We start from the raw sequence: 22,664 nt of genomic DNA, 5'->3' as shown, positions 1-22,664 counted from the left end.
GACGCCACCCCGTACCCCTTTCGGGTACCGATCCCTGGGCGTTTCGGGCGCGTCGCCCCCACCCGCGTACAAGCTGGAAGCATGCCCACGCCGCCCCTCGCCTCAGGCCCCGAAGGCCCGGGCGCGCTACGGCCGTTGCTCGACACCGTGCTCCACGCCCTCCAGGACGGCACCCGAGCGCGCGGTGGGCCGCTGCCCGCCGGCGGCCCGGACGCCGTCGCCGCGCAGGTCCGGGCCGCGGTGGGCGACGTACTGCCCGACGAAGGCCACCCGGACGCCCTGCACGTCCTCGTACACACCCTCGCCACAGGCTCCGCCGACCCGGCACACCCCCTGTGCGCCGCCCACCTGCACTGCCCACCCCTCGCCGTCGCCACCGCCGCCGACCTCGCCGCCAGCGCCCTCAACCCCTCCCTCGACTCCTGGGACCAGGCCCCGGCCGCCTCCACCCTGGAAACCCTCGTCACACAGGCGCTCGCCCACGAAGTCGGCGCCGCCGACGCCCTCGTCACCACCGGCGGCACCGAATCCAACCACCTCGCCCTGCTGCTCGCCCGCGAGACCCACGGCCCCCGCATCCAGCTCGTCCACGCCACGAACGCCCACCACTCCCTCGGCCGCGCCGCCTGGCTGCTGGGCCTGCCCGACCCCGTCGTCCTGCCCGCCCCCACCGGCACCCTCGACCCCGCCACCCTCGACAAAGCCCTCACCGACCTGCGCGGCCCCCTCCTCGTCGCAGCCACCGCCGGCACCACCGACGCCGGACTCATCGACCCGCTGCCCGACATCGCCGCCCGCTGCCGCGCCCACGGCGCCCGCCTGCACATCGACGCCGCATACGGCGGCGCACTCCTGTTCAGCGAACGCCACCGCACCAAACTCGCCGGCCTCGAAGCCGCCGACACCATCACCCTCGACCTGCACAAACTCGGCTGGCAGCCCATCGCCGCCGGCCTCCTCACCGTCACCGACCCCCGCGACCTCGCCGCCCTCCACCAGCGCGCCGACTACCTCAACGCCGACGACGACACCGAAGCCGGCCTCCCCGACCTCCTCGGCCGCTCCCTGCGCACCACCCGCAGACCCGACATCCTCAAGATCGCCGTCACCCTCAGAACCCTCGGCCGCAGCGGGCTCGGCGCACTCATCGACCAGGTATGCGCCCACGCCCACGACCTCGCCGACCTCATCGACACCCACCCCGCCCTCGAACTCCACGACCGGCCCACCATCAGCACCGTCCTGTTCCGGCCCACCCACGCCACCGACGACACCGTGGCCGCCGTACGCAGACAACTCCTCACCGACGGCCGCGCCGTCCTCGGCCGAGCCCGGCTGGCCGACCGCCTCTGGCTCAAAGCCACCCTCCTCAACCCCCACACCACCCCCCAGGACCTGGCCGCCCTCCTCACACTGGTGGAAGGAAACACCCCCCGATGACCCGCCCCACCAACCCCCACACCCCGCACCACGCAACCCAAGCCCCCCGCGACCTGGTCGGCATCGGCATCGGCCCCTTCAACCTCTCCCTCGCCGCCCTCGCCCACCCCCTCGCCGAACTCGACGCCGTCTTCTACGAACAACGCCCCACCTTCGACTGGCACCCCGGCCTGCTCATCGACGGCGCCACCATCCAAGTACCGTTCCTCGCCGACCTGGTCACCCTCGCCGACCCCACCAGCCCCTGGACCTTCCTCAACTACCTCAAAACCCGCGACCGGCTCTTCCCCTTCTACTTCGCCGAGCACTTCCACATCCAACGCGCCGAATACGACGCCTACTGCCGCTGGGTCGCCGACAACCTCCCCGGACTCCACTTCCGCCACCAGGTCGACGCCGTCCGCTGGAACCCCGAACGCGACCTCTTCGAAGTCGACTTCACCCAGCTCGACACCGACTCACAAGCCCAGTCCCTCGGCCGCACCTACACCAGGAACATCGTCCTCGGCATCGGCACCGAACCCCACATCCCCGACCCGCTCCGCCCCCTCGTCGACACACCCGGCGTACCCGTCATCCACGCCGCCGACTACCTCGACCACCGCGACACCCTCCTCACCGCCGACCACATCACCGTCGTCGGCTCCGGACAGTCCGGCGCCGAAGTCTTCCTCGACCTACTGCGCCACCGCCCCGCCGGCCGCGAAAAACTGCACTGGATCGGCCGCACCGAAGCCTTCGCCCCCATGGAGTACTCCAAGCTCGGCCTGGAACACTTCACCCCCGACTACACCCGCTACTTCCACGCCCTGCCCGAACCCGTCCGCGACAACCTCATCGCCGCACAGTGGCAACTCCACAAAGGCATCGACACCCACACCATCGCCGCCATCCACGACGAGCTCTACCGCCGCACCCTGCACGGCGGCTGGCCCGACGCCGTCCTCACCCCCGGCGTCCACGTCCGCACCGCCGGCCGCATCGCCACCAGCAGAATCGAACTCCACCTCGAACACACCCAGCAGAACACCCGAACCCGGCTCACCACCGACGCCGTCGTCCTCGCCACCGGCTACCGCGAACGCCCCCTCACCCGCCTCCTCGCCGGCCTCGACCCCCACCTACGCCGCGACAGCCAGAACCGCCCCCGCATCGACGACGAATACCGCCTCCTCCTCGACCCCGCCATCACCGGAGCGATCCACATCCAGAACGCCGCACCCCACACCCACGGCGTCGGCACCCCCGACCTCGGCCTCGCCGCCTGGCGCAGCGCCACCATCCTCAACTCCCTGACCGGCAAGGAGCCCTACCCACTGCCCCACCGCACCGCATTCACCACCTTCGGCCTGCAACCACACCAGTCCCAGCTCCCGCCCGCGCGCCACCCGAAGACACTCACACCCCTCACGGACGGGAACTGAAAACCCCCAGGCCAGACGGTCTAGAACACCGGCACGCCATCCCGCGTCAGCTTCCAGCCCACCGACGCGAAATCCTTCGGATCCAGCACACCCTTCGCCGTCACCCACTCCGCGATCCGGGTCCGGATCTCCGTCGACTCCGACCACAACTCCCGCGCCGACGCCACATGCGGAAACGCGCCACCACCGTTCGCGCGGTAGTTGTTCACCGCGAACACGAACTGCTGGGCGTCATCCAGCGCGGCTCCGTCGTAGGTCAGGTTCCTGATCCGCGAACCCGCCGCCCGGGCGATGTCGATCTCGTACGCCAACCCCGACACATAGTCGTAGTTGTAGTCCGGCCGACCACCCGCATTGGTCAACTTCTCCACATCGACCGCCGCGCCCGCCGCCGTCTGCACGAAATACTCCGCCGAATACTCCAGATACGCCTTGACCTGCGCGCCCGTCATCAGCTTCGCGACCAGCGTGTTGTCGTACACGTACAGACTCGACAGATCCCGGATGGTCACATCGCCCGCCGGGATCTCCGAAGTCCGCGAGAACGGCGAAGCCTGCGAGATCACCGGCAACGACGCGTACTCCGTGCCCGCCAGCGCCGCCTTGACCACATCCTCCTGCACCTTGGTGATCAGGTCGATGATCGGAGCGTCCTTGTAACGCGCCTCGACGGTCGTCAGGGTCTCCGTCGCAGTGCCGACGACCTGGTTGACATACGCCACGACGACATCGTGCTCGTCCTGCAGCAGCTTGGTGATCTTCGGGTCGTCGGCGACCGTCTTCGAGTCGCGCACCGTCGCCGCCACCGACTCCACCGTCCACCGGCCCTTCGCGAAAACCAACTCGAAGTCGAACAGCGACAGCCGCTCCGCATACGCCAACGGCTCCGACAGCACCACCGTCTTACCGGTCTTCTCGTTCGTCACCTTCAACTCGGCGATCTCCGTGTGCGCATGACCCACCAGAATCGCATCGATCCCTGGCACCTGCTGCGCCACCAACGCCGCCGAGTTCTCGATATACGGCAGCTGGTCACCGTACGAAGAAGTGCCGGACGACCCGGAGTGCGCCGACACCACCACCACGTCCGCACCCATCGAGCGCAGCCTGGGCACCCACTTCGCCGCCTGCTCCTCCAGACCGGGAAACGTCATCCTGCCCTGCACATACGCCTTGTCCCAGATCGCGATACCAGGATTCGTCAGACCCAGAACCGCAACCCTGACCGGCGGAGCGCCCTTCACATGGAACTTCTTGAAGAAGTACGGAGGGAACGCCGGCTTCAGCGTCTTCGCGTCCAGGGCGTTCGCACCCAACAGCGGGAAGTCGCACTGCTCCTCGAACTTCCGCAGCGTCTCGATGCCGTAGTTGAACTCGTGGTTGCCCAGCGCCACCGCGTCATACCCGATCTCGTTCATCGCCTGCGCCATCGGGTGCACCGGCCCGCCCTCGGCCGTGATCGGGTCGACCTTCGCGTAGTAGTACGTCAACGGGGTGCCCTGAATCGTGTCGCCCGCATCCAGCAGCAGCGTGTTGCGGCGGCCCTTCTCCGCACGGACCTGCTCGACCAGCGTCGAGATACGCGCCAGACCCTGCGCGTTGCCCTTGGCGTCCGTGTACTCCGCGTTCTTGAAATAGTCCCAGTTGAAGATGTGCCCGTGCAGGTCCGTCGTGCCCATCACCGTCAACGAGTACCGCTTCGCCGGCCTCGGGCCCTTCCTCACCTCCGCGGCCTGAGCCGCCGGAGCCGACGCCGCACCGGCGAGCGCCACCCCCGCCCCGGTCACGGCGGACTTCTTCAGAAACTTCCGGCGGTTCAACGGCATCTCGTGCTCTCCTCCAGCCACGGCCAACGACGCGCGTAGATAACGCGCGTAGATTCTGACCCGGACATGACCGCCCGCAACAGACCCACCAGGTTTCGATCTGATGACCCAACCCGCCGACCAAACGAGTGACAGCACACCGAGAACTGACACAGTGGGCCCATGACCACACCCACCGGCCACGAACCCCAACCACCCGCCGTCCCCTACGGCACCCCCGACGCCCCCCGCATCGCCGTCCGCGGCCAAGCCCACCTCGAAGTCGACCCCGAAATCGCCCGCATCGGCATCACCGTCACCGCCCGCGGCCGCGACCGCCGCACCGCCCTCGACGACCTCACCCGCCGCAACACCACCGCCCTCGACCTCATCAAAACCTACGGCGACGCCGTCGAACGCCTCGAAACCGGCGCCTTCTCCATCACCCCCGAACTCACCAAACACGGCCGCGCCGAACGCATCCGCACCTACCACGGCCGCGTCCACATCACCGCCGAACTCACCGACTTCACCGCCCTCGGCGAACTCACCACCCGACTGGCCGACCTCGACCTCACCCGCGTCGACGGCCCCTGGTGGACCCTCCGCCCCGACTCACCCGCCCACCGCCAAGCCCGCCAACAAGCCGTCCACGAAGCCGTCCAACGCGCCCGCGAATACGCCGACGCCCTCGGCACCACCCTCACCGCCCTCGTCGAACTCGCCGACACCGGCGCCGAAAACCCCCCGCCCTACCCCCAAGCACCTGGCAGTCGCATGCGCTCCATCGCCCACGCCGCCTCCGCCGAGGACACCACCGCCGCACCCCTCGACCTCGAACCCCAACGACAACACGTCCACGCCCAGGTCAACGCCCGATTCACGATGGCACCACCCCGCCTTTGACCACACATTCAACAATCCGCCAGTGTGAATGCACGGCTCCAAATGCGTGACAGGAGTGCTATTGCTCATCAGAGCAGCCATCCGCACAATTCAACAGTTGTCAACGCCCCTTCACCCAACGGTTGTTGAGTAGTCACGCCCGACCAATTCTCTACCCGCCGGTAAGGCCTAGGCTCGAACCATGCGCCGAGCAAAGATCGTCTGCACACTGGGCCCCGCCACCGACTCATACGACCAGATCAAGGCACTGGTCGACGCCGGAATGGACGTCGCCCGATTCAACCTCAGCCACGGCGGCTACGCCGAGCACGAGGAGCGCTACCAACGCGTACGCAAGGCCTCCGACGAAACCGGCCGCAGCGTCGGACTCCTCGCCGACCTTCAAGGCCCGAAGATCCGACTCGGCCGCTTCACCGAAGGCCCCGTACTCCTTGAACGCGGCGACACCTTCACCATCACCGTCGAAGAAGGCACCCCCGGCGACCGCGAAACCTGCGGCACCACCTACGCCGGACTCGCGAGCGACGTCACCACCGGCGAACGCATCCTCGTCGACGACGGCAAAGTATGCCTCGAAGTCACCAAGGTGGACGGCCCCCGCGTCCACACCACGGTCATCGAAGGCGGCGTCATCTCCGACAACAAAGGCCTCAACCTCCCCGGCGTCGCCGTCTCCGTCCCCGCCCTCTCCGACAAGGACGAAGCCGACCTCCGCTGGGCCCTGCGCACCGGCTTCGACATCATCGCCCTCTCCTTCGTCCGCAGCGGACGCGACATCAAGGACGTCCACCGCATCATGGACGAAGAAGGCCGCCGCCTCCCCGTCATCGCCAAGATCGAGAAACCGCAGGCCGTCGACGCCATCGACGACATCGTGGCCGCCTTCGACGGCATCATGGTGGCCCGCGGAGACCTCGGCGTCGAAATGCCCCTGGAACAGGTCCCCATCGTCCAGAAACGCGCGATCAAGCTCGCGAAGCGCAATGCCAAGCCGGTGATCGTGGCGACGCAGATGCTGGACTCGATGATCGAGAACTCCCGCCCGACCCGCGCCGAGGCCAGCGACGTCGCCAACGCCGTCATCGACGGCACGGACGCCGTGATGCTCTCCGGCGAGACAAGCGTCGGCAAGTACCCCGTGGAAACGGTCAGGACGATGGCAAAGATCGTCGAGGCGGCGGAGGAAGACATCCTCGCCAAGGGCCTCCCGCCCCTGACCGAACGCAACAAGCCCCGCACCCAGGGCGGCGCCGTCGCCCGCGCGGCCGCGGAAATGGGCGACTTCCTCGGCGCCAAGTTCCTGGTCGCCTTCACCCAGTCCGGCGACACGGCCCGCCGCCTCTCCCGCTACCGCTCGCCGATCCCGCTGCTGGCCTTCACCCCGGAGCCGGCGACACGCTCCCAGCTCAGCGCGACATGGGGCGTGGAGACGTTCCTGGGGCCGCACGTGGAGTCCACCGACGCCATGGTCGGCCAGGTCGACGAACTCCTCACGAGGTACGGCCGCTGCGAGAAGGGCGACACGGTGATCATCACCGCGGGCTCGCCGCCTGGGATGCCGGGGACGACGAACCTGGTGCGGGTGCACCACATTGGGGAGAGCACCAGGTAGGAAGCGGTTTTCAGTGTTTGGGGCCTACGTGGGTGTCCATGAGGGCGACGGAGGCTTTGCGGGCGATGGAGATGTTGAACGGGTCGCTTCCGCGGGCCAGCGTGGTCCACTCGACGCCGACCTTGTCGAGGGCGTCTGTGAAGAGCCGCCTGATGTCGTCCGACTTGTTGGAGAAGAAGTACCGGGGGTACTCATAGCGCTTGCGCTCACCGCCGACCATGCGGGTCGTCCAGTTGGTGATGCGGCAGCCGTCGGAGTGGATGAGGCCGCGGATGAAATCCCAGGGGTGAGCGTCGACGATTTCCTGCTGCCAGGGTTCGAGGAGGATGCGGCGCTCGTGCTTCTTGCCAGGGCCGTGCTGGGGGAACAGACAGGGCAGGTGCTTCGAATAGACCTTCACGTTCCGGCAGCCGGTCTTGCGGACGCGGCAGACGGAGTTGTGAGGGAAGACGGTACTCATGGCTTTCTCGCAGTCATCCATGAGGCCGGGCCATGACTCGGTGCAGGCGATCATGAGGTTGGGTACGCGATGTCCGGAGTAGTGGCTGATGTGGCCGTCGCCGAGATAGAGGCCAAGTAAGTAGCTGTACGCGGAACTGTCGAGTTCCCGCCCGTCGCATCGGGGGCACGGCGCTTCATGCGGGCCGGGACATTCGCCGCGTTTCGCTCGGTCCATGTGCTTCCAGTAGCCAACCGTTCCGAGCGGGACGTCGAGCTTCCGGGCAACATCGGCGTTCTTCACGCCACTGCGTAGCAGTGTGAGGGCGGTCTGTCGCACTTGAGTGCTGTGAAAGTTCATGCGAACACTTTGCGTTACGGTTCACTCGCTCAGTGCAGCAAAAAGCGGAGAACCACGCGAACGTGATCCTCCGCTTCCTGTCTCGAAAGTGCCCGGTGTGGGATTCGAACCCACATGCCCAAAGGGCACGGCATTTTGAGTGCCGCGAGTCTGACCAGTTCCTCCAACCGGGCAGGCCAGGGGACCGCTGAGAAGCATACCGGCTCACCGCAGCTCCCCGCCTCTAGGTAGGCTGCATAGGCAGCAGCACCTGCCCGGCCCGTACCAAGGAGCCCCCGTGACCGCCCCCGAGTCGCCCCAGCCCGTAGACGCGCCCGACGACGACAAGTCGCACGTGCCTCCGCTGACGACCCGTGTCGTCATCGCCGAGGACGAGGCACTGATCCGGCTCGACCTCAAGGAGATGCTCGAGGAAGAGGGGTACACGGTCGTCGGCGAGGCCGGTGACGGTGAGCAGGCCGTCGAGCTGGCCCGTGAGCACAAGCCCGACCTCGTGATCCTCGACGTGAAGATGCCCAAGCTGGACGGTATCTCCGCGGCGGAGAAGATCACCGAGGAGTCGATCGCGCCGGTGCTGATGCTCACGGCGTTCTCGCAGCGCGATCTCGTCGAGCGGGCTCGCGACGCCGGTGCCATGGCGTACCTGGTGAAGCCGTTCAGCAAGAGTGATGTCGTCCCGGCGATCGAGATGGCCGTCTCGCGGTACACGCAGCTCAAGGAGCTGGAGAAGGAGGTCGCGGACCTCTCTCAGCGGCTGGAGACGCGGAAGCTGGTGGATCGGGCGAAGTCGATTCTGCAGACGGAGTACGGGCTGACGGAGCCGGCCGCGTTCCGGTGGATTCAGAAGACGTCGATGGATCGGCGGCTGTCGATGCAGCAGGTGGCCGAGGCTGTCATTGAGGATGCCGCTGAGAAGAAGGCGGGCAAGGCCGCGGGCAAGGGCTGAGCCCTCGGGCAGCAGCACGAGGCCCGCGTCCCCTGGTGAGCAGGGGGCGCGGGCCTCGTTGTGGTTGCGAAGGCGCTCAGTCCTCGCCGAGGTATGCCTTGCGGACGGACTCGTCGTGGAGCAGGTCCTGGCCGGTGCCGGAGAGGACGATGTTGCCGACTTCCATGACGTGTCCCTGGTCGGCGAGTGAGAGTGCCGCCTGGGCGTTCTGCTCGACGAGCAGGATCGTGGTGCCCTGGGACTTCAGTTCGGCGATCGTCGCCATGATCTTCTGCATCATGATGGGGGACAGGCCCATGGAGGGCTCGTCCAGCATGAGCAGTTTCGGCTGGGACATCAGGGCGCGGCCCATGGCGAGCATCTGCTGTTCTCCGCCGGAGAGGGTGCCTGCGGCCTGGTTGCGGCGCTCTCCGAGGATGGGGAACAGGTCGTAGGCTCGCTGGATGTCCTTCTCGATGCCCGCCTTGTCGTTCCTGAGGAAGGCTCCGAGTTGGAGGTTCTCGAAGATGCTCAGGCGCGGGAAGATGTGCCGGCCTTCGGGGGAGTGGGCGAGGCCGAGGGCGACGATCTTGTGGGCGGCGACGCCGGTGAGCGGTTTGCCGTCGAAGACGATTTTCCCGGATGTCGGCTTCAGCAGGCCCGAGAGGGTGCGCAGGGTGGTCGTCTTGCCGGCGCCGTTGGTGCCGATGAGGGTGACGACCTGGCCGGCTTCGACGCTGAAGGAGATGCCTTTGACGGCTTCGATCTTGCCGTAGGCGACTCGGAGGTCCTCGACCTCGAGCAGTGCGGTCACTGGGCGTCTCCCTTGGTGCTGGTGGTGCTCTGTGCGGCGTCGGCGTGGGCCTCGGCGGCCTCCACCTCCGCGGCCTCCGCCTCGCCGGGGTCGCCCTCGAAGGGTTCGCCGAGGTAGGCCGCGATGACGCGTTCGTCGGCCTGGACGACTTCCGAGGTGCCTTCGACGAGCTTTTCGCCCTGGACGAGGACGGCGACGCGGTCGCACAGGTTGAAGATGAAGCGCATGTCGTGCTCGATGACGAGTACGGCGATGCCTTTGTCGCGGATGGCGAAGACCAGTTCCTCGGTGGCTCGCGTCTCCTGGGGGTTCATACCGGCTGTGGGCTCGTCCAGCAGGAGCAGTCCCGGCTCGCTCGCCAGCGCCCGTGCGATCTCGAGCTTGCGTTGCTCGCCGTAGGGCAGGTTGCGGGCGAGGTGGTCGCGTTTGTGGGCGAGGCCGATGAACTCCAGGAGTTCCATGGCCCGTTCTTCGCTGGCTTTCTCCGCCTTCTTGAAGCCGGGGCCGCGCAGCAGGGCGGACCAGAGGCCTTCCTTGGTGCGGGTGTGGCGGCCGACGAGGACGTTTTCGAGGACTGTCATGTTGGCGAAGAGCCGGATGTTCTGGAATGTACGGGCGATACCTGCCTTGGTCACCAGGTGCGGCTTGGGCGGCAGGACGGTGCCTTTGTACGAGACTGTGCCCTCGGTGGGGATGTACAGGCCCGTCAGGCAGTTGAAGAAGGTTGTCTTGCCGGCGCCGTTGGGGCCGATGAGGCCGACGATTTCGCCTTCGTTGACGGTGAAGTCGACGGACCGTACGGCGGTGAGGCCGCCGAAGCGCATGGTGACGTCGCGGGCTTGGAGTACTGGTGTCGTCATGGTGGTCACGCACCCGCCTTCGTGGTGACGGCCGGTTCGTCGGTCAGCGTCGTGGTGTCTGGTACGTCGGTCTGGCCGGTCTCGTGGAATTCGAGCTGGCGGCGGCGGTTGGCGATGATGCCTTCGGGGCGGAAGCGCATCAGCAGGATGAGTGCGATGCCGAAGGCGAGGAGCTGCTTCTCCTGGAGGAAGACGAGTTTCTCCGGGATGAGGTAGAGCAGTGCCGCGCCGAGGAGCGGTCCTGCGACGGTGCCCATGCCGCCGAGGACGACCGCGGCCAGGAGGAACGCGGAGTTGGGCGGGGTGGAGCCGGCGAACTGGTAGGGCGTCGGTACGACGCTGTAGGTGACGTGGGCGCTGACGGTGCCGGCGAGGCCGGCGAGGGCGGCGCCGAGGGCGAAGGCGATGAGCTTGACTCGGAAGCCGTTGATGCCCATGGCGGTGGCGGCGGTCTCGTCCTCGCGGATGGCGATCCAGGAGCGGCCGATGCGGGAGTCGGCGGCGCGGGTGTAGACGAGGACCACGATGGCCATGATGAGGACCATCAGCAGGTAGTAGTTGGCGAAGCGGCCGAGGGTGAAGCCGGCGATGTCGTGGGACTCGCCGAGGTTGAACCCGAAGAGCTTGAGGTCGGGGATGGCCGCGATGCCGTTGGGGCCGTTGGTGATGTCGGGTCCGGAGTCGCCGTCCATGTTGTTGATGGCGATGCGGAAGATCTCACCGAAGCCGAGGGTGACGATGGCGAGGTAGTCGCCGCGCAGGCGCAGGGTCGGGGCGCCGATGAGGACACCGAAGACGAGCGAGGCGGCGGCGCCGGTGAGGGCGGAGGCCCAGAAGGGGAACTGTACGCCGGAGAACCGGGAGAACTCGGAGCCGGAGACGAGGGCGGCGGTGTAGGCGCCGACGCCGAGGAAGGCGACGTATCCGAGGTCGAGGAGTCCGGCGAGGCCGACGACGATGTTGAGGCCGAGGGCGACGGTTCCGAAGATGAGGATGTTGACGCCGATGTTGGCGTAGTGGTCGTTGGTCTGGGTGAAGGGGAACGCGATGGCGGCGACGAAGCCCATGGCGAGCGTGAAGCTGCGGTTGTGGGCGACGAGCCGGGAGAGCCGGTCGAGGAGGCCGGCGGTGTGCAGGGCCCAGGCGGTGAAGGCGACCACGATGAGGTAGCCGATGAAGAGTTCGCCGTACTCGGTGTCGATGCCGTAGGTGAAGACACCGAGACCGATCATCGTGATGACGGTGAGGAGGAGCCGTTCGACCCAGGGTGCGACGGGGGTCGGCGCGGGGATCTTGTCGGCCTTGGTGATGTAGGCCTTGAGGGTGTCCTTGGGGTCGCCGGTGCTCTTCTCGGGGAGGGCGAGGGCGCCGAGGAGGGGGAGGAGGGCGGCGACGGCCGCGATCCAGCCTCCGGGTTCGAGGTTGGCGAGTCCGCCGAGTTCGACGCTGATCGCGATGATGGTGAACCAGGTGGTGGCGAAGCCGCTGACGGCGCTCAGCACGAGGGGTGCGTTGTTGCCCGCGGGCAGCAGCCAACCGAGGCCGCGGATGCCGTACGACGCGAGGGCGAACAGCGCGGTGATGACGCCGGCGGTGAAGGTCAGCCACTGCAGGCCGCCGGGGTAGCCGTTGATGGTGAGGTCGCCGGGGAACTCGGAGGTCCAGGTCCAGGCGAGGAAGGCGGAGGCGGCGGTGGCTATGCCGCCGGCCAGGAGCAGGGCGCGGGCGGCCGAGAGGGGCAGCGGCAGGAGACTGTGTGCCGCGGGGACGGGGGCGGCCGGGGTGGCCGGCGTGGTCTTGTCGATGTCGGTCATGTGATCACGCCCTGTCCGCTACACGCTCGCCGAGCAGGCCCTGTGGCCGGACGAGGAGTACGAGGATGAGGAGGCAGAAGGCCCAGACGTTGGCCCAGCTCTGGCCGCCGAGCTGCTGCATGCCGGGGATTTCGTCGATGTAGGCGGAGGCGAGCGTTTCGGCGATGCCGAGGACGATGCCGCCGAGCATGGCGCCGTAGATGTTGCCGATGCCGCCGAGGACGGCCGCGGTGAAGGCCTTCAGGCCCATGAGGAAGCCCATGCGGTAGTCGACGTTGCCGTATTTGAGGCCGTAGGCGAGTGCGGCGACGGCGGCGAAGAAGCCGCCGATGGCGAAGGCGATGACGATGATGCGGTTGGTGTCGATGCCCATGAGCTGCGCGGTGTCGGGGTCCTGGGCGGTGGCCTGCATGGCGCGGCCGGTGCGGGACTTGCGGACGAACCAGGCGAGGGCGGACATGCAGAGGATCGCGGCGGCGATCAGGAAGATGTCGGCGTCCTTGATGGTGATGGAGCCGATGTCGTGGGTGGTGTCGAGGCCGGGGAAGGGGCGGGCGCCGTCGGCTTCGGGGTAGAAGTTGCGGACGACTTCCTGGAGGGCCAGGGAGAGGCCGATGGCTGTGATGAGCGGTGCCAGGCGTGGTGCTCCGCGCAGTGGTCGGTAGGCGAACCGTTCCGCTCCGACGGCGATGAGGATGGCGACGATGGCGCCGCCGAGCAGCATCAGGGGGACGGCGATCGCCATCGAGGTGCCGTCGGGCAGGATGTAGAAGTAGACCGTGAGGGCGCCGAAGGCCCCGGTCATGAAGATCTCGCCGTGCGCGAAGTTGATGAGCTGGACGATGCCGTACACCATCGTGTAGCCGATGGCGATCAGCCCGTACATCGAGCCTAGGAGCAGCCCGTTGGCCAGCTGCTGCGGCAGGGTGTTCACCGCATGGCCTCCATGTCGCTGGTGGTCGTATGCACTGGTTGCGTGCCGGGGGGTGGTCTGGGTGTGGAAACGGGCCGCGCGGTCGGGGTCCTCCTTCCACGCGGCCCGTGTGTGGCGTGCTTGGGGGGCCTGGATCAGCCGAGTTCGGCGGTGCCGGTCTTGACGGCCTTCCACTCGCCCTTTTCGACCTGGTAAACCGTCAGCTGCTTGTTGGTGGTGTCGCCGTACTCGTCGAAGGAGACCTTGCCGGTGAGGCCTTCGAAGTCGGACTTCTGGACCTCGTCGACGACCTTCGGACGCAGTTCGTTCATCTCGGGCAGCTTGCCGTCGTTGGCGTCCATGGCGGCCTTGACGGCGTTGATGATGGCGGTGGTGGCGTCGTAGGCGTAGGTGCCGTAGGCGCCGTAGTCGCCCTTGTAGCCCTTCTCCTTGTACTCGGCGATGAAGTCCTTGGCGGCGGGCAGGGTGTCCGCGGGGACGCCGATGGCGGTGACGAGGTCGCCTTCGGCGGCCGCGCCGGCCGTCTCGATGTATGTGGTGGAGAACGTGCCGTCACCGGCGAACAGCGGGATCTTGACCCCGGCGTCCTTGAGCTGCTTGGTGATCAGCTGGGCCTCGTCGTACTGGCCGCCGTAGTAGAGCAGGTCGGCCTTGGAGTTCTTGATCTTGGTGACGAGCGAACCGAAGTCCTTGTCACCGGTGTTGACGTGGTCGGTGCCGACCACCTTGCCGCCGAGCTTCTTGTACTGCTCGTTGAAGATCTTCGCCAGGCCGGCGCCGTAGGTCTGCTTGTCGTCGACGACGAAGGCGTTCTTCTTCTTGAGGCCGTTGAAGGCGTAGTCGGCGGCGTAGCTGCCCTGCAGTTCGTCGGTGGTGGAGGTGCGGAAGTACGTCTTGTACGGCCGCTTCTTGTCCGTCTGCCAGTTCTTGCCCTGGGTCAGCTCGGGGTTGGTGTTCGCAGGGGAGATCTGGACCATGTTGGCCGCGGAGAACACCTGCAGCATCGACTGGGCGACACCGGAGTTCAGCGGGCCGACGGCGCCGACGACGCTCTGGTCACCCGTCAGGTCGGTGGCGTTGGACTGGCCGGTGGCGGGCTGCGCCTTGTCGTCCAGGGCCTTGATCTTGAACTTGACGCCGGGGACCAGGTTTTTCTCGTTGGCGTCGTCGACGGCGATCTGGGCGCCGTACTGGATACCGAGGCCGGTCTGGGAGTTCTCGCCGGACAGCGGGGCGTCCACGCCGATGGTCAGGGTGGTGGTGTCCCCGCCGCCGCTGTCGCCGCCGCCGTTGTCGTCTCGGGAGCCGCAGGCGGTGAGCGTCAGAGCTCCGGTCGTGAGGACGGAGGTAAGGATCACCAAAGAACGCTGTCGCACAATCAGTCCTTTCGGCAGGCTCGGCCACCCCCTGCGGGGGGATAGCGGGTGCTGCGCTGGTACCGAACTCCCGTTGGAGCGGTGACTGGCCGTGACTCTAAGCGTGTGCGGGAACCGTGGAGGAGTGTCTGACCAAGGCTGTGACGCTCTTGTTATGACACGACGTAATGCAGAGCGGTACTAGGCGGGTGGAAGCGCGGAATTCCAACCGATTCGCCCTGTCCGCATGTTGAGACTCGCAGGATTCGCCTGCTGTGATCAGCAGTGTTTTCGGTTTTGGTAATGGCGGGGAGTGGTTGCTGCAGGCTACCTGGTGTTGCTTGTGGGGTGTCGCCCCTGCACTGGATCCCGGCTGAAAGTGCAGCCCTCAATTGCGCGCGTATTACATAGAGTTACAGGCGGGAAAAAGAGTGCGTCGTTCCGCGGCACTTTTCCGCAAAAGCGACGTGCGGGGCCGGACCGCGGGGCCCCGCCGTTCTGGCTGAGGTGCGGTGCGACTGGCGCTGGTCGACCACCCTGCGAGCCCGGCCCTGTGTCCGGATCAGCCCGCCGTGCGTACGTGGTCCCCGTCGCCCGGGTTCACATCCCGCAGCAGGCAGGTCAGCCGGGCGGTGCACACGCGTCGGTCCTGCTCGTCGCTGATCACGATCTCGTACGTCGCCGTGGACCGGCCCCGGTGCACGGGTGTGGCCACGCCGGTCACCAGGCCGGAGCGGACGCCGCGGTGGTGGGTGCAGTTCAGGTCGACGCCCACGGCGATCTTTGAGGTGCCGCCGTGCAGCATGGAGCCGACCGAGCCCAGCGTCTCGGCGAGCACCGCGGACGCGCCGCCGTGCAGCAGCCCGTACGGCTGGGTGTTGCCCTCCACCGGCATCGTGCCGACGACACGGTCCGCGGAGGCCTCCATGATCTGCACGCCCATGCGGGTGCCCAGGTGTCCGGCGGAGAAGAGGGCGGGCAGGTCGACGCCGAGCGCCGCGTACTCGTCGATGACCTGTTGCGGGAACTTCACGGTCTGCTGCTCACCCATGGGCCGGGCTCCGTTTCGTCGTCTTCTCGTCGAACACGTCTGGGAACGCATCCGGCTGAGCAAACGCTCAGTCGGTCGCAGATTGTTCCAGACGGACGACGACGGACTTGCTGGCCGGGGTGTTGCTGACGTCGGCGGTGGCGTCCAGCGGGACGAGGACGTTGGTCTCCGGGTAGTAGGCGGCCGCACAGCCCCGTGCCGTGGGGTAGTGCACGACCCGGAAGCCGGGCGCGCGCCGCTCAACGCCGTCCGTCCACTCGCTGACCAGGTCGACGTACGACCCGTCCGCGACCTTGAGCTCCCGCGCGTCCTCGGGGTTGACGAGGACGATCCGGCGGCCGTTCCTGATGCCCCGGTAGCGGTCGTCGAGGCCGTAGATCGTGGTGTTGTACTGGTCGTGCGAACGCAGCGTCTGCAGCAGCAGCCGGCCCTCGGGCAGCCTGGGGTACTCCACGGGCGCCGCGGTGAAGTTGGCCTTGCCGGTGGCCGTGGGGAAGCGGCGCTCGTCGCGCGGGGCGTGCGGCAGGGTGAAGCCGCCGGGGCGGGCCACGCGCGCGTTGAAGTCCTCGAAGCCGGGGATCACACGCGCGATGCGGTCGCGGACGGTGGCGTAGTCCTTCTCGAACTCCTCCCACTGCACCGTGCTGTTCTCGCCGAGCACGCGGCGTGCCATACGGCAGACGATCGCCGGCTCGGACAGCAGGTGCGGGCTCGCGGGCTCCAGCCGGCCGCGGGAGGCGTGCACCATGCCCATGGAGTCCTCGACGGTCACGAACTGCTCGCCGCTGCCCTGAAGATCGCGCTCGGTGCGGCCCAGGGTGGGCAGGACGAGTGCTCGTGCGCCGGTGATGACGTGGCTGCGGTTGAGCTTCGTCGACACGTGCACGGTGAGCCGGGCGCGTCGCATCGCCGCCTCGGTGACGTCCGTGTCGGGGGACGCGGAGACGAAGTTGCCGCCCATCGCGAAGAACACCTTCGCCTCGCCGTCCCGCAGGGCGCGGATGGCGCGTACGACGTCGTAGCCGTGCTCCCGCGGGGGCGCGAAGCCGAACTCCTTCTCCAGGGCGTCCAGGAAGGCGGGTGCCGGCCGTTCGAAGATGCCCATGGTGCGGTCGCCCTGCACGTTCGAGTGGCCGCGCACCGGGCACACGCCCGCGCCGGGCCGGCCGATGTTGCCGCGCAGGAGGAGGAAGTTGACCACCTCGCGGATGGTCGGCACGGAGTGCTTGTGCTGGGTGAGGCCCATCGCCCAGCAGACGATGGTGCGCTCGGAGGCGAGGACCATGCGCAGGGCCTGCTCGATCTCCGCGCGCGTGAGGCCCGTCGCGGTGAGCGTCTCGTCCCAGTCGGCGGCGCGGGCGGCTGCGGCGAACTCCTCGTAGCCGTGGGTGTGCTGGCGCACGAAGTCCTCGTCGACGGCGCCCTCGGCCTCGAGGATGAGCTTGTTGAGGAGACGGAAGAGGGCCTGGTCGCCGCCGATGCGGATCTGCAGGAACAGGTCGGTGAGCGAGGCCCCGGCGGTCAGCCCCTTCGGGGTCTGCGGGTTCTTGAAGCGTTCCAGGCCGGCCTCGGGCAGCGGATTGACGCTGATGATCTTCGCGCCGCCTGCCTTGGCCTTCTCCAGCGCGGAGAGCATCCGCGGGTGGTTCGTGCCGGGGTTCTGGCCGGCGACGATGATCAGGTCGGCCTTGTGGAGGTCTTCCAGCAGGACGCTGCCCTTGCCGATGCCGATCGTCTCGGACAGCGCCGAGCCGGACGACTCGTGGCACATGTTCGAGCAGTCGGGCAGGTTGTTCGTGCCGAGCTCGCGCGCGAAGAGCTGGTAGAGGAACGCGGCCTCGTTGCTCGTACGCCCCGAGGTGTAGAAGACGGCCTCGTCGGGGGAGTCGAGGGCGGTGATCTCCTCGGCGATGAGATCGAAGGCACGCTCCCAGGTGACCGGCTCGTAGTGCTCGCCGCCCTCGGGCAGATACATGGGGTGCGTGAGCCGCCCCTGCTGGCCGAGCCAGTAGCCGCTGCGGCCGGCGAGGTCGGCGACCGGGTGCGCGGCGAAGAACTCCGGGGTGACCCGGCGCAGGGTGGCCTCCTCGGCGACCGCCTTCGCGCCGTTCTCACAGAACTCCGCCTTGTGCCGGTGGTCCGGCTCCGGCCAGGCGCAGCCCGGGCAGTCGAAGCCGTCCTTCTGGTTCACCCGCAGCAGCGTCAGCGCGGTGCGCTTCACGCCCATCTGCTGCTGGGCGACGCGCAGGGTGTGCCCGATGGCCGGCAGCCCGGCCGCCGCGTGCTGCGGCTCGGCGACGTCAGGGGCGTCCTGAACCGGGTCGGCGTTGGGCGGCTTCGTTGCCATCGCCCGCTCTCCTTCGAGTGCGTGTGTGAGATACGTCTCCGATCCTCGCACGTGGCGGTGACACCGTTGACGGTGCGGGCGTGCGGAGGGCGTGAGCAATGCCTGCGCCGAGGAGCGTGGACGGTGCCCGGGGCTGACTGTCAGTGGGTCGTGGCAGGATCGGGGGCGTGGCAGAGACAGCATCGAAGAAGACCGACAACGCCCCCGGCGGTACCCGTCCGCGCCTGATGCTCATGGACGGGCACTCGCTGGCCTACCGCGCGTTCTTCGCGCTGCCCGCGGAGAACTTCACGACCGCGACGGGCCAGCCGACGAACGCGATCTACGGCTTCGCGTCGATGCTGGCCAACACACTCCGCGACGAGGAGCCCACGCACTTCGCGGTGGCCTTCGACGTCTCGCGCAAGACCTGGCGCTCCCAGGAGTTCACGGAGTACAAGGCGAACCGCTCCAAGACTCCGGACGAGTTCAAGGGCCAGGTGGAGCTGATCGGCGAGCTGCTCGACGCGATGCACGCCCAGCGCTTCGCGGTCGAGGGGTACGAGGCGGACGACGTGATCGCCACGCTCGCCACGCAGGCCGAGGCCGAGGGCTTCGAGGTGCTGATCGTCACCGGCGACCGCGACTCCTTCCAGCTGGTCTCCGAGCACACCACGGTGCTCTACCCCACCAAGGGCGTCTCGGAGCTGACCCGGTTCACGCCGGAGAAGGTCTTCGAGAAGTACGGGTTGACGCCCGCGCAGTACCCCGACTTCGCTGCCCTGCGCGGCGACCCGTCGGACAACCTGCCGGGCATCCCGGGCGTCGGCGAGAAGACGGCCGCGAAGTGGATCAACCAGTTCGGCTCGTTCGCCGAACTGGTGGAGCGCGTCGACGAGGTCAAGGGCAAGGCCGGGCAGAACCTGCGCGACCACCTGGAGGCGGTGAAGCTGAACCGCCGGCTCACCGAGCTGGAGCGCCAGGTGGAGCTGCCCAGGACGGTCGCCGACCTGGCCCGCGCGCCGTACGACCGCAAGGCCGTCGCCATGGTGCTGGACACCTTGGAGATCAGGAACCCCTCGCTGCGCGAACGGCTCTTCGGCGTCGACCCGGGCGCCGAGGAGGCCGAGGTCACCCCGGTCGTGGCCGACGGCGTGGAACTGGACGGCACGGTGCTGGGCACGGGCGAGCTGGCGCCCTGGCTCGCCGAGCACGGCGCAGGCCCCCTGGGCGTCGCCACGGTGGACACGTGGGCGCTCGGCACGGGCGCGGTCGCCGAGATCGCGCTCGCCACGCTGTCGGGACCGGCGGCCTGGTTCGACCCGTCCCAGCTGGACGAGGCCGACGAGAAGGCGTTCGCGGCCTGGCTGGCCGACGCCGCCCGGCCCAAGGTCTTCCACAACGCCAAGGGCGCGATGCGGGTCTTCGCCGAGCACGGCTGGACCGTCGTCGGCGTCACCATGGACACCGCGCTCGCCGCCTATCTGGTCAAGCCGGGCCGCCGCTCCTTCGACCTGGACGCGCTGTCCCTGGAGTACCTGCACCGCGAGCTCGCCCCCGCCGCCGCGGCCGACGGACAGCTGGCCTTCGGCGCGGACGACGGCGCCGAGGCCGAGGCGCTGATGGTCCAGGCCCGCGCCGTCCTCGACCTGGGCCAGGCCTTCGAGGGCCGGCTGCAGGAGGTCGGCGCCGCGGACCTGCTGCGGGACGTGGAGCTGCCCACGTCGGTGCTGCTGGCCCGGATGGAGAGGCACGGCATCGCGGCGGACCGCGCCCACCTGGAAGCCATGGAGCAGACGTTCGCCGGTGCCGTGCAGCAGGCCGTGAAGGAGGCCCATGCGGCCGCCGGGCACGAGTTCAACCTGGGCTCGCCCAAGCAGCTGCAGGAAGTCCTCTTCGGTGAGCTGGCCCTGCCGAAGACCAAGAAGACCAAGACCGGCTACACCACCGACGCCGACGCGCTGGCGTGGCTGGCCACCCAGACCGACAACGAACTGCCCGTGATCATGCTCCGCCACCGCGAGCAGGCGAAGCTGCGGGTCACCGTCGAGGGCCTGATCAAGACCATCGCGACGGACGGCCGTATCCACACCACCTTCAACCAGACCGTCGCCGCCACCGGCCGCCTGTCCTCCACGGACCCGAACCTGCAGAACATCCCGGTCCGCACCGACGAGGGCCGGGCGATCCGCCGCGGCTTCGTGGTCGGCGAGGGCTTCGAGTCGCTGATGACGGCGGACTACAGCCAGATCGAGCTGCGCGTGATGGCCCACCTCTCCGAGGACGCGGGTCTGATCGAGGCGTTCACGTCCGGCGAGGACCTGCACACCACGGCTGCCGCGCAGGTGTTCGGCGTCGCCCCCTCCGCGGTGGACGCCGAGATGCGCCGCAAGATCAAGGCGATGTCGTACGGCCTGGCGTACGGGCTGTCGGCGTTCGGCCTGTCCCAGCAGCTGAACATCGAGGCGGCGGAGGCCCGCACCCTGATGGACGCGTACTTCGAGCGCTTCGGCGGCGTACGGGACTATCTGCGCCGGGCGGTCGACGAGGCCCGGGCGACGGGCTACACAGCGACGCTCTTCGGGCGTCGCCGCTACCTCCCCGACCTCAACAGCGACAACCGCCAGCGCCGTGAGGCGGCCGAGCGCATGGCCCTCAACGCACCCATCCAGGGCACGGCGGCGGACATCGTCAAGATCGCCATGCTGAACGTGGACCGGGCCCTGCGGGAGGCGGACCTCAAGTCCCGCATGCTCCTCCAGGTCCACGACGAAATCGTCCTGGAGATCGCCCCCGGCGAGCGAACGGCGGCCGAGGAGATCGTCCGCCGCGAAATGGCCGACGCCGTCCACCTCAGGGCCCCCCTGGACGTCTCGGTGGGCGTGGGCCCCGACTGGGAGTCGGCAGCGCACTAGCCTCCGGCGGTTTCCAACCCGATCAGAGGCTGCACCGTTGCGGCGGAGGGTTCCGGCACGAACCCTCCGCCGCAACGGCGAGCAACCCCTACGGCGCACCCCAGCGGTGCCGAACCGTCCGCACCCCACCCCACCTGGGCCGACCCGCACAACCCCGGAACCCACCCCCAACCCCAGAATCCATGCCACCCCCGGAGGGACCCGTCACCCGCGTGGCCCCCGCGGAAAAGCCCCCCGCCGCCCCGGCCGGTCAAGATGCGGCCATGGGTATACGCATGCTCAACCGCCGGACGGCGATCCCGCCGGCCCCGACCCACGCGGTCGGCGCAAGCACCGCCCGCATCCCCACCGACGCGATGACGGCCCTGAGACACGCCGCCGCGGAGCTACGCCGCCGCCTCGCGCACCGGGAATTCCGGAAACCCGCCGTCGTACGCGTCCGTGGCACCGCCGTCTGGCGCCTGTGGGCCGACCTGGCCCGCGGCTACCTGGCCCTGCTCCTCGCCCAGCTGCCCCGGCCACCCCGTCCGACGCACACACTCACCGTGTTCACCGCGACCCTCCCCACCGTCCCGGCCATCAAGCCCCCTGACGGCTCCGGTCCCGCTCCCTGCCGGCCCCTCTGGAACCACTAGAGGCGACCCGAGCCGGCCGCCGGAGCCGCACCCCCACGGCGTACAACAGCACCCCCAGGACGAGTCCCGCCCCGGCTCCGAAGCACAGCGTCGGAATCAGTTCCCACGGCTTGGCGACGGATCCCCAGTACTGCCACCACCGCGCCGCCCGGTGCACCGCCGCGACCAGCGCGCAGCCGCCGATCACGGCACCAGCCCACCAGCGGTCCCGTACCGACAGCGAGGGCACACCCACCGGCTCGGCCGCGGACACGCGCCGCAGCGCGTAGGCCACGAACACGGCGATGGCGGCCGCGGCCAGAGCCGAACCCCCGTACTGCAGGTACCAGTACAGCGGTGACCCCGCCACCTCCTGCCCCAGGACGGGAAACAGCCGCATCCCCCACCGGTCGAGATGGGTGAACGCGTCCCACACGACATGCGTGAGCGCCCCGAGCGCCGCGGACACGTACCACCACGCCACCGAAACCGGCTGCACGCGCGCGCGTGGCGCCCCGCAGCGCAGGAGCGTGGCCACCCGTGGCCGCCACCCCCGCGGCAGCAGAGCCACCAGCGGTTCGCGGACGAGCAGCCACAGCCCCACCAGCACCCAGGCGACCAGCACGTCGACCGTGAACACGCCCGGGAAGGAGTGCGTCACCTCGCCGAACTCCATCGCACCGGGCAGCACACTCGCCGCGTAATAGGTCATGTCGGGCGCGAAGGAGCCCGCCACAAGGACGGACGGCACCAGCGGTCCACGGCCGGTGCCGTCGGTGCGTACCGCGGGCAGCACGGCTGCCGCATGACTCAGAGTGAACGGCAACAGTGCTCCCCATGACGGACGTTGACGCCCAGTATGCGGGGCCCGAGGTGCGGCCGACGGCCCAACGGCGTATGGCCAAGCGGTGAAAATCGGGCACGGACGGGTGCCCGTGCGCAGGAAGTTGTCGTAGGGTCGCCTGGGTTGACGTGCCGGGGAGCGCGTCGTACCGCCAACAGAACAATGCCACAGGGCACCTGAGACGGAACGTCGCGAACAGGACATCGCGGCAGGGCAGACAGCGGCG

Annotated in this window: 17 protein-coding genes and 1 tRNA gene; 7 read left to right on the top strand and 11 right to left on the bottom strand. The window is 68.5% G+C overall.

Going from position 1 to position 22,664, the window contains the following annotated elements; translation table 11 throughout:
* The first annotated feature begins 81 nt into the window (after positions 1-81).
* Complete coding sequence (locus tag ACFVJQ_RS01645) at positions 82-1,440, top strand: pyridoxal phosphate-dependent decarboxylase family protein (protein WP_385780142.1); 1,359 nt, start codon at positions 82-84, stop codon at positions 1,438-1,440.
* Complete coding sequence (locus ACFVJQ_RS01640; RefSeq protein ID WP_385780139.1) at positions 1,437-2,864, top strand: lysine N(6)-hydroxylase/L-ornithine N(5)-oxygenase family protein; 1,428 nt, start codon at positions 1,437-1,439, stop codon at positions 2,862-2,864. Before ACFVJQ_RS01645 ends, ACFVJQ_RS01640 begins: the two co-directional genes overlap by 4 nt.
* Positions 2,865-2,884: 20 nt before the next feature.
* Here the strand turns inward: ACFVJQ_RS01640 and ACFVJQ_RS01635 are convergent, their stop codons facing one another.
* Positions 2,885-4,690, bottom strand: coding sequence for a bifunctional metallophosphatase/5'-nucleotidase (locus ACFVJQ_RS01635; RefSeq protein ID WP_385780136.1), 1,806 nt, complete (start codon positions 4,688-4,690; stop codon positions 2,885-2,887).
* Between the two features lie 162 nt (positions 4,691-4,852).
* Here ACFVJQ_RS01635 and ACFVJQ_RS01630 point away from each other — a divergent pair, with 162 nt between their 5' ends.
* Both ACFVJQ_RS01630 and pyk read left to right on the top strand, forming a co-directional pair.
* A complete protein-coding gene (locus ACFVJQ_RS01630) occupies positions 4,853-5,575 on the top strand; it encodes an SIMPL domain-containing protein (protein WP_385509293.1) in 723 nt (240 codons plus the stop codon).
* Between the two features lie 181 nt (positions 5,576-5,756).
* A complete protein-coding gene (gene pyk, locus ACFVJQ_RS01625) occupies positions 5,757-7,187 on the top strand; it encodes a pyruvate kinase (RefSeq protein WP_385780133.1) in 1,431 nt (476 codons plus the stop codon).
* 10 nt (positions 7,188-7,197) lie between these two features.
* Here the strand turns inward: pyk and ACFVJQ_RS01620 are convergent, their stop codons facing one another.
* Both ACFVJQ_RS01620 and ACFVJQ_RS01615 read right to left on the bottom strand, forming a co-directional pair.
* Positions 7,198-7,986, bottom strand: coding sequence for a helix-turn-helix domain-containing protein (locus ACFVJQ_RS01620; protein WP_385509291.1), 789 nt, complete (start codon positions 7,984-7,986; stop codon positions 7,198-7,200).
* 89 nt (positions 7,987-8,075) lie between these two features.
* Positions 8,076-8,159: transfer RNA gene (locus tag ACFVJQ_RS01615), tRNA-Leu, on the bottom strand.
* Between the two features lie 104 nt (positions 8,160-8,263).
* On the opposite strand from ACFVJQ_RS01615, the gene ACFVJQ_RS01610 reads away from it, so the two are divergent.
* A complete protein-coding gene (locus ACFVJQ_RS01610; protein ID WP_385509290.1) occupies positions 8,264-8,932 on the top strand; it encodes an ANTAR domain-containing response regulator in 669 nt (222 codons plus the stop codon).
* Positions 8,933-9,008: 76 nt separating this feature from the next.
* On the opposite strand, the gene ACFVJQ_RS01605 is transcribed toward ACFVJQ_RS01610, so the two are convergent.
* The 7 genes from ACFVJQ_RS01605 to ACFVJQ_RS01575 all read right to left on the bottom strand — a co-directional run bounded on the left by ACFVJQ_RS01605 (position 9,009) and on the right by ACFVJQ_RS01575 (position 18,086).
* Entirely contained in the window at positions 9,009-9,725 is a 717-nt protein-coding gene (locus ACFVJQ_RS01605; RefSeq protein ID WP_385509289.1) for an ABC transporter ATP-binding protein, read from the bottom strand.
* Positions 9,722-10,585 (bottom strand): ABC transporter ATP-binding protein, encoded by an 864-nt coding sequence (locus ACFVJQ_RS01600; protein WP_385509451.1) that lies wholly within the window; start codon positions 10,583-10,585, stop codon positions 9,722-9,724. The genes ACFVJQ_RS01605 and ACFVJQ_RS01600 overlap by 4 nt, the downstream gene beginning before the upstream one ends.
* Before the next feature lie 5 nt (positions 10,586-10,590).
* Positions 10,591-12,399 (bottom strand): branched-chain amino acid ABC transporter permease, encoded by a 1,809-nt coding sequence (locus ACFVJQ_RS01595; RefSeq protein ID WP_385509287.1) that lies wholly within the window; start codon positions 12,397-12,399, stop codon positions 10,591-10,593.
* Positions 12,400-12,403: 4 nt separating this feature from the next.
* On the bottom strand, positions 12,404-13,333 hold the full coding sequence (locus ACFVJQ_RS01590) for a branched-chain amino acid ABC transporter permease (RefSeq protein WP_385509286.1): 930 nt from the start codon (positions 13,331-13,333) through the stop codon (positions 12,404-12,406).
* A gap of 134 nt (positions 13,334-13,467) precedes the next feature.
* A complete protein-coding gene (locus ACFVJQ_RS01585; protein WP_385780388.1) occupies positions 13,468-14,694 on the bottom strand; it encodes a branched-chain amino acid ABC transporter substrate-binding protein in 1,227 nt (408 codons plus the stop codon).
* Positions 14,695-15,250: 556 nt separating this feature from the next.
* The gene (locus tag ACFVJQ_RS01580) at positions 15,251-15,739 is read right to left on the bottom strand and encodes a hotdog fold thioesterase (protein WP_385780128.1); all 489 of its coding nucleotides are present in this window, start codon (positions 15,737-15,739) and stop codon (positions 15,251-15,253) included.
* 67 nt (positions 15,740-15,806) lie between these two features.
* Positions 15,807-18,086, bottom strand: a complete 2,280-nt coding sequence (locus ACFVJQ_RS01575) for an FdhF/YdeP family oxidoreductase (protein ID WP_385780125.1) — start codon at positions 18,084-18,086, stop codon at positions 15,807-15,809.
* A gap of 167 nt (positions 18,087-18,253) precedes the next feature.
* On the opposite strand from ACFVJQ_RS01575, the gene polA reads away from it, so the two are divergent.
* Entirely contained in the window at positions 18,254-20,980 is a 2,727-nt protein-coding gene (gene polA / locus ACFVJQ_RS01570) for a DNA polymerase I (RefSeq protein WP_385780122.1), read from the top strand.
* Between the two features lie 263 nt (positions 20,981-21,243).
* Entirely contained in the window at positions 21,244-21,615 is a 372-nt protein-coding gene (locus ACFVJQ_RS01565) for a hypothetical protein (protein WP_385509282.1), read from the top strand.
* Here the strand turns inward: ACFVJQ_RS01565 and ACFVJQ_RS01560 are convergent.
* On the bottom strand, positions 21,560-22,420 hold the full coding sequence (locus ACFVJQ_RS01560) for a DUF4184 family protein (protein WP_385509281.1): 861 nt from the start codon (positions 22,418-22,420) through the stop codon (positions 21,560-21,562). The two genes, ACFVJQ_RS01565 and ACFVJQ_RS01560, sit on opposite strands and share 56 nt — an antisense overlap.
* Between the last annotated feature and the right edge of the window lie 244 nt (positions 22,421-22,664).

It is taken from the genome of Streptomyces sp. NPDC127197 (genome assembly GCF_042672405.1).
Classification (GTDB): Bacteria; Actinomycetota; Actinomycetes; order Streptomycetales; family Streptomycetaceae; genus Streptomyces; species Streptomyces flavusporus.
This window is presented reverse-complemented; position numbering and strand designations above follow the sequence as displayed.

Bases quoted from the DNA above. Each gene is read 5' to 3' on its own strand.
- ACFVJQ_RS01640 (WP_385780139.1), top strand. From the start codon at position 1,437: ATGACCCGCCCCACCAACCCCCACACCCCGCACCACGCAACCCAAGCC.
- pyk (WP_385780133.1), top strand. From the start codon at position 5,757: ATGCGCCGAGCAAAGATCGTCTGCACACTGGGCCCCGCCACCGACTCA.
- ACFVJQ_RS01595 (WP_385509287.1), bottom strand. From the start codon at position 12,399: ATGACCGACATCGACAAGACCACGCCGGCCACCCCGGCCGCCCCCGTC.
- ACFVJQ_RS01600 (WP_385509451.1), bottom strand. From the start codon at position 10,585: ATGACGACACCAGTACTCCAAGCCCGCGACGTCACCATGCGCTTCGGC.
- ACFVJQ_RS01565 (WP_385509282.1), top strand. From the start codon at position 21,244: ATGGGTATACGCATGCTCAACCGCCGGACGGCGATCCCGCCGGCCCCG.
- ACFVJQ_RS01575 (WP_385780125.1), bottom strand. From the start codon at position 18,086: ATGGCAACGAAGCCGCCCAACGCCGACCCGGTTCAGGACGCCCCTGAC.
- ACFVJQ_RS01635 (WP_385780136.1), bottom strand. From the start codon at position 4,690: ATGCCGTTGAACCGCCGGAAGTTTCTGAAGAAGTCCGCCGTGACCGGG.
- ACFVJQ_RS01620 (WP_385509291.1), bottom strand. From the start codon at position 7,986: ATGAACTTTCACAGCACTCAAGTGCGACAGACCGCCCTCACACTGCTA.
- ACFVJQ_RS01580 (WP_385780128.1), bottom strand. From the start codon at position 15,739: ATGGGTGAGCAGCAGACCGTGAAGTTCCCGCAACAGGTCATCGACGAG.
- ACFVJQ_RS01645 (WP_385780142.1), top strand. From the start codon at position 82: ATGCCCACGCCGCCCCTCGCCTCAGGCCCCGAAGGCCCGGGCGCGCTA.
- ACFVJQ_RS01630 (WP_385509293.1), top strand. From the start codon at position 4,853: ATGACCACACCCACCGGCCACGAACCCCAACCACCCGCCGTCCCCTAC.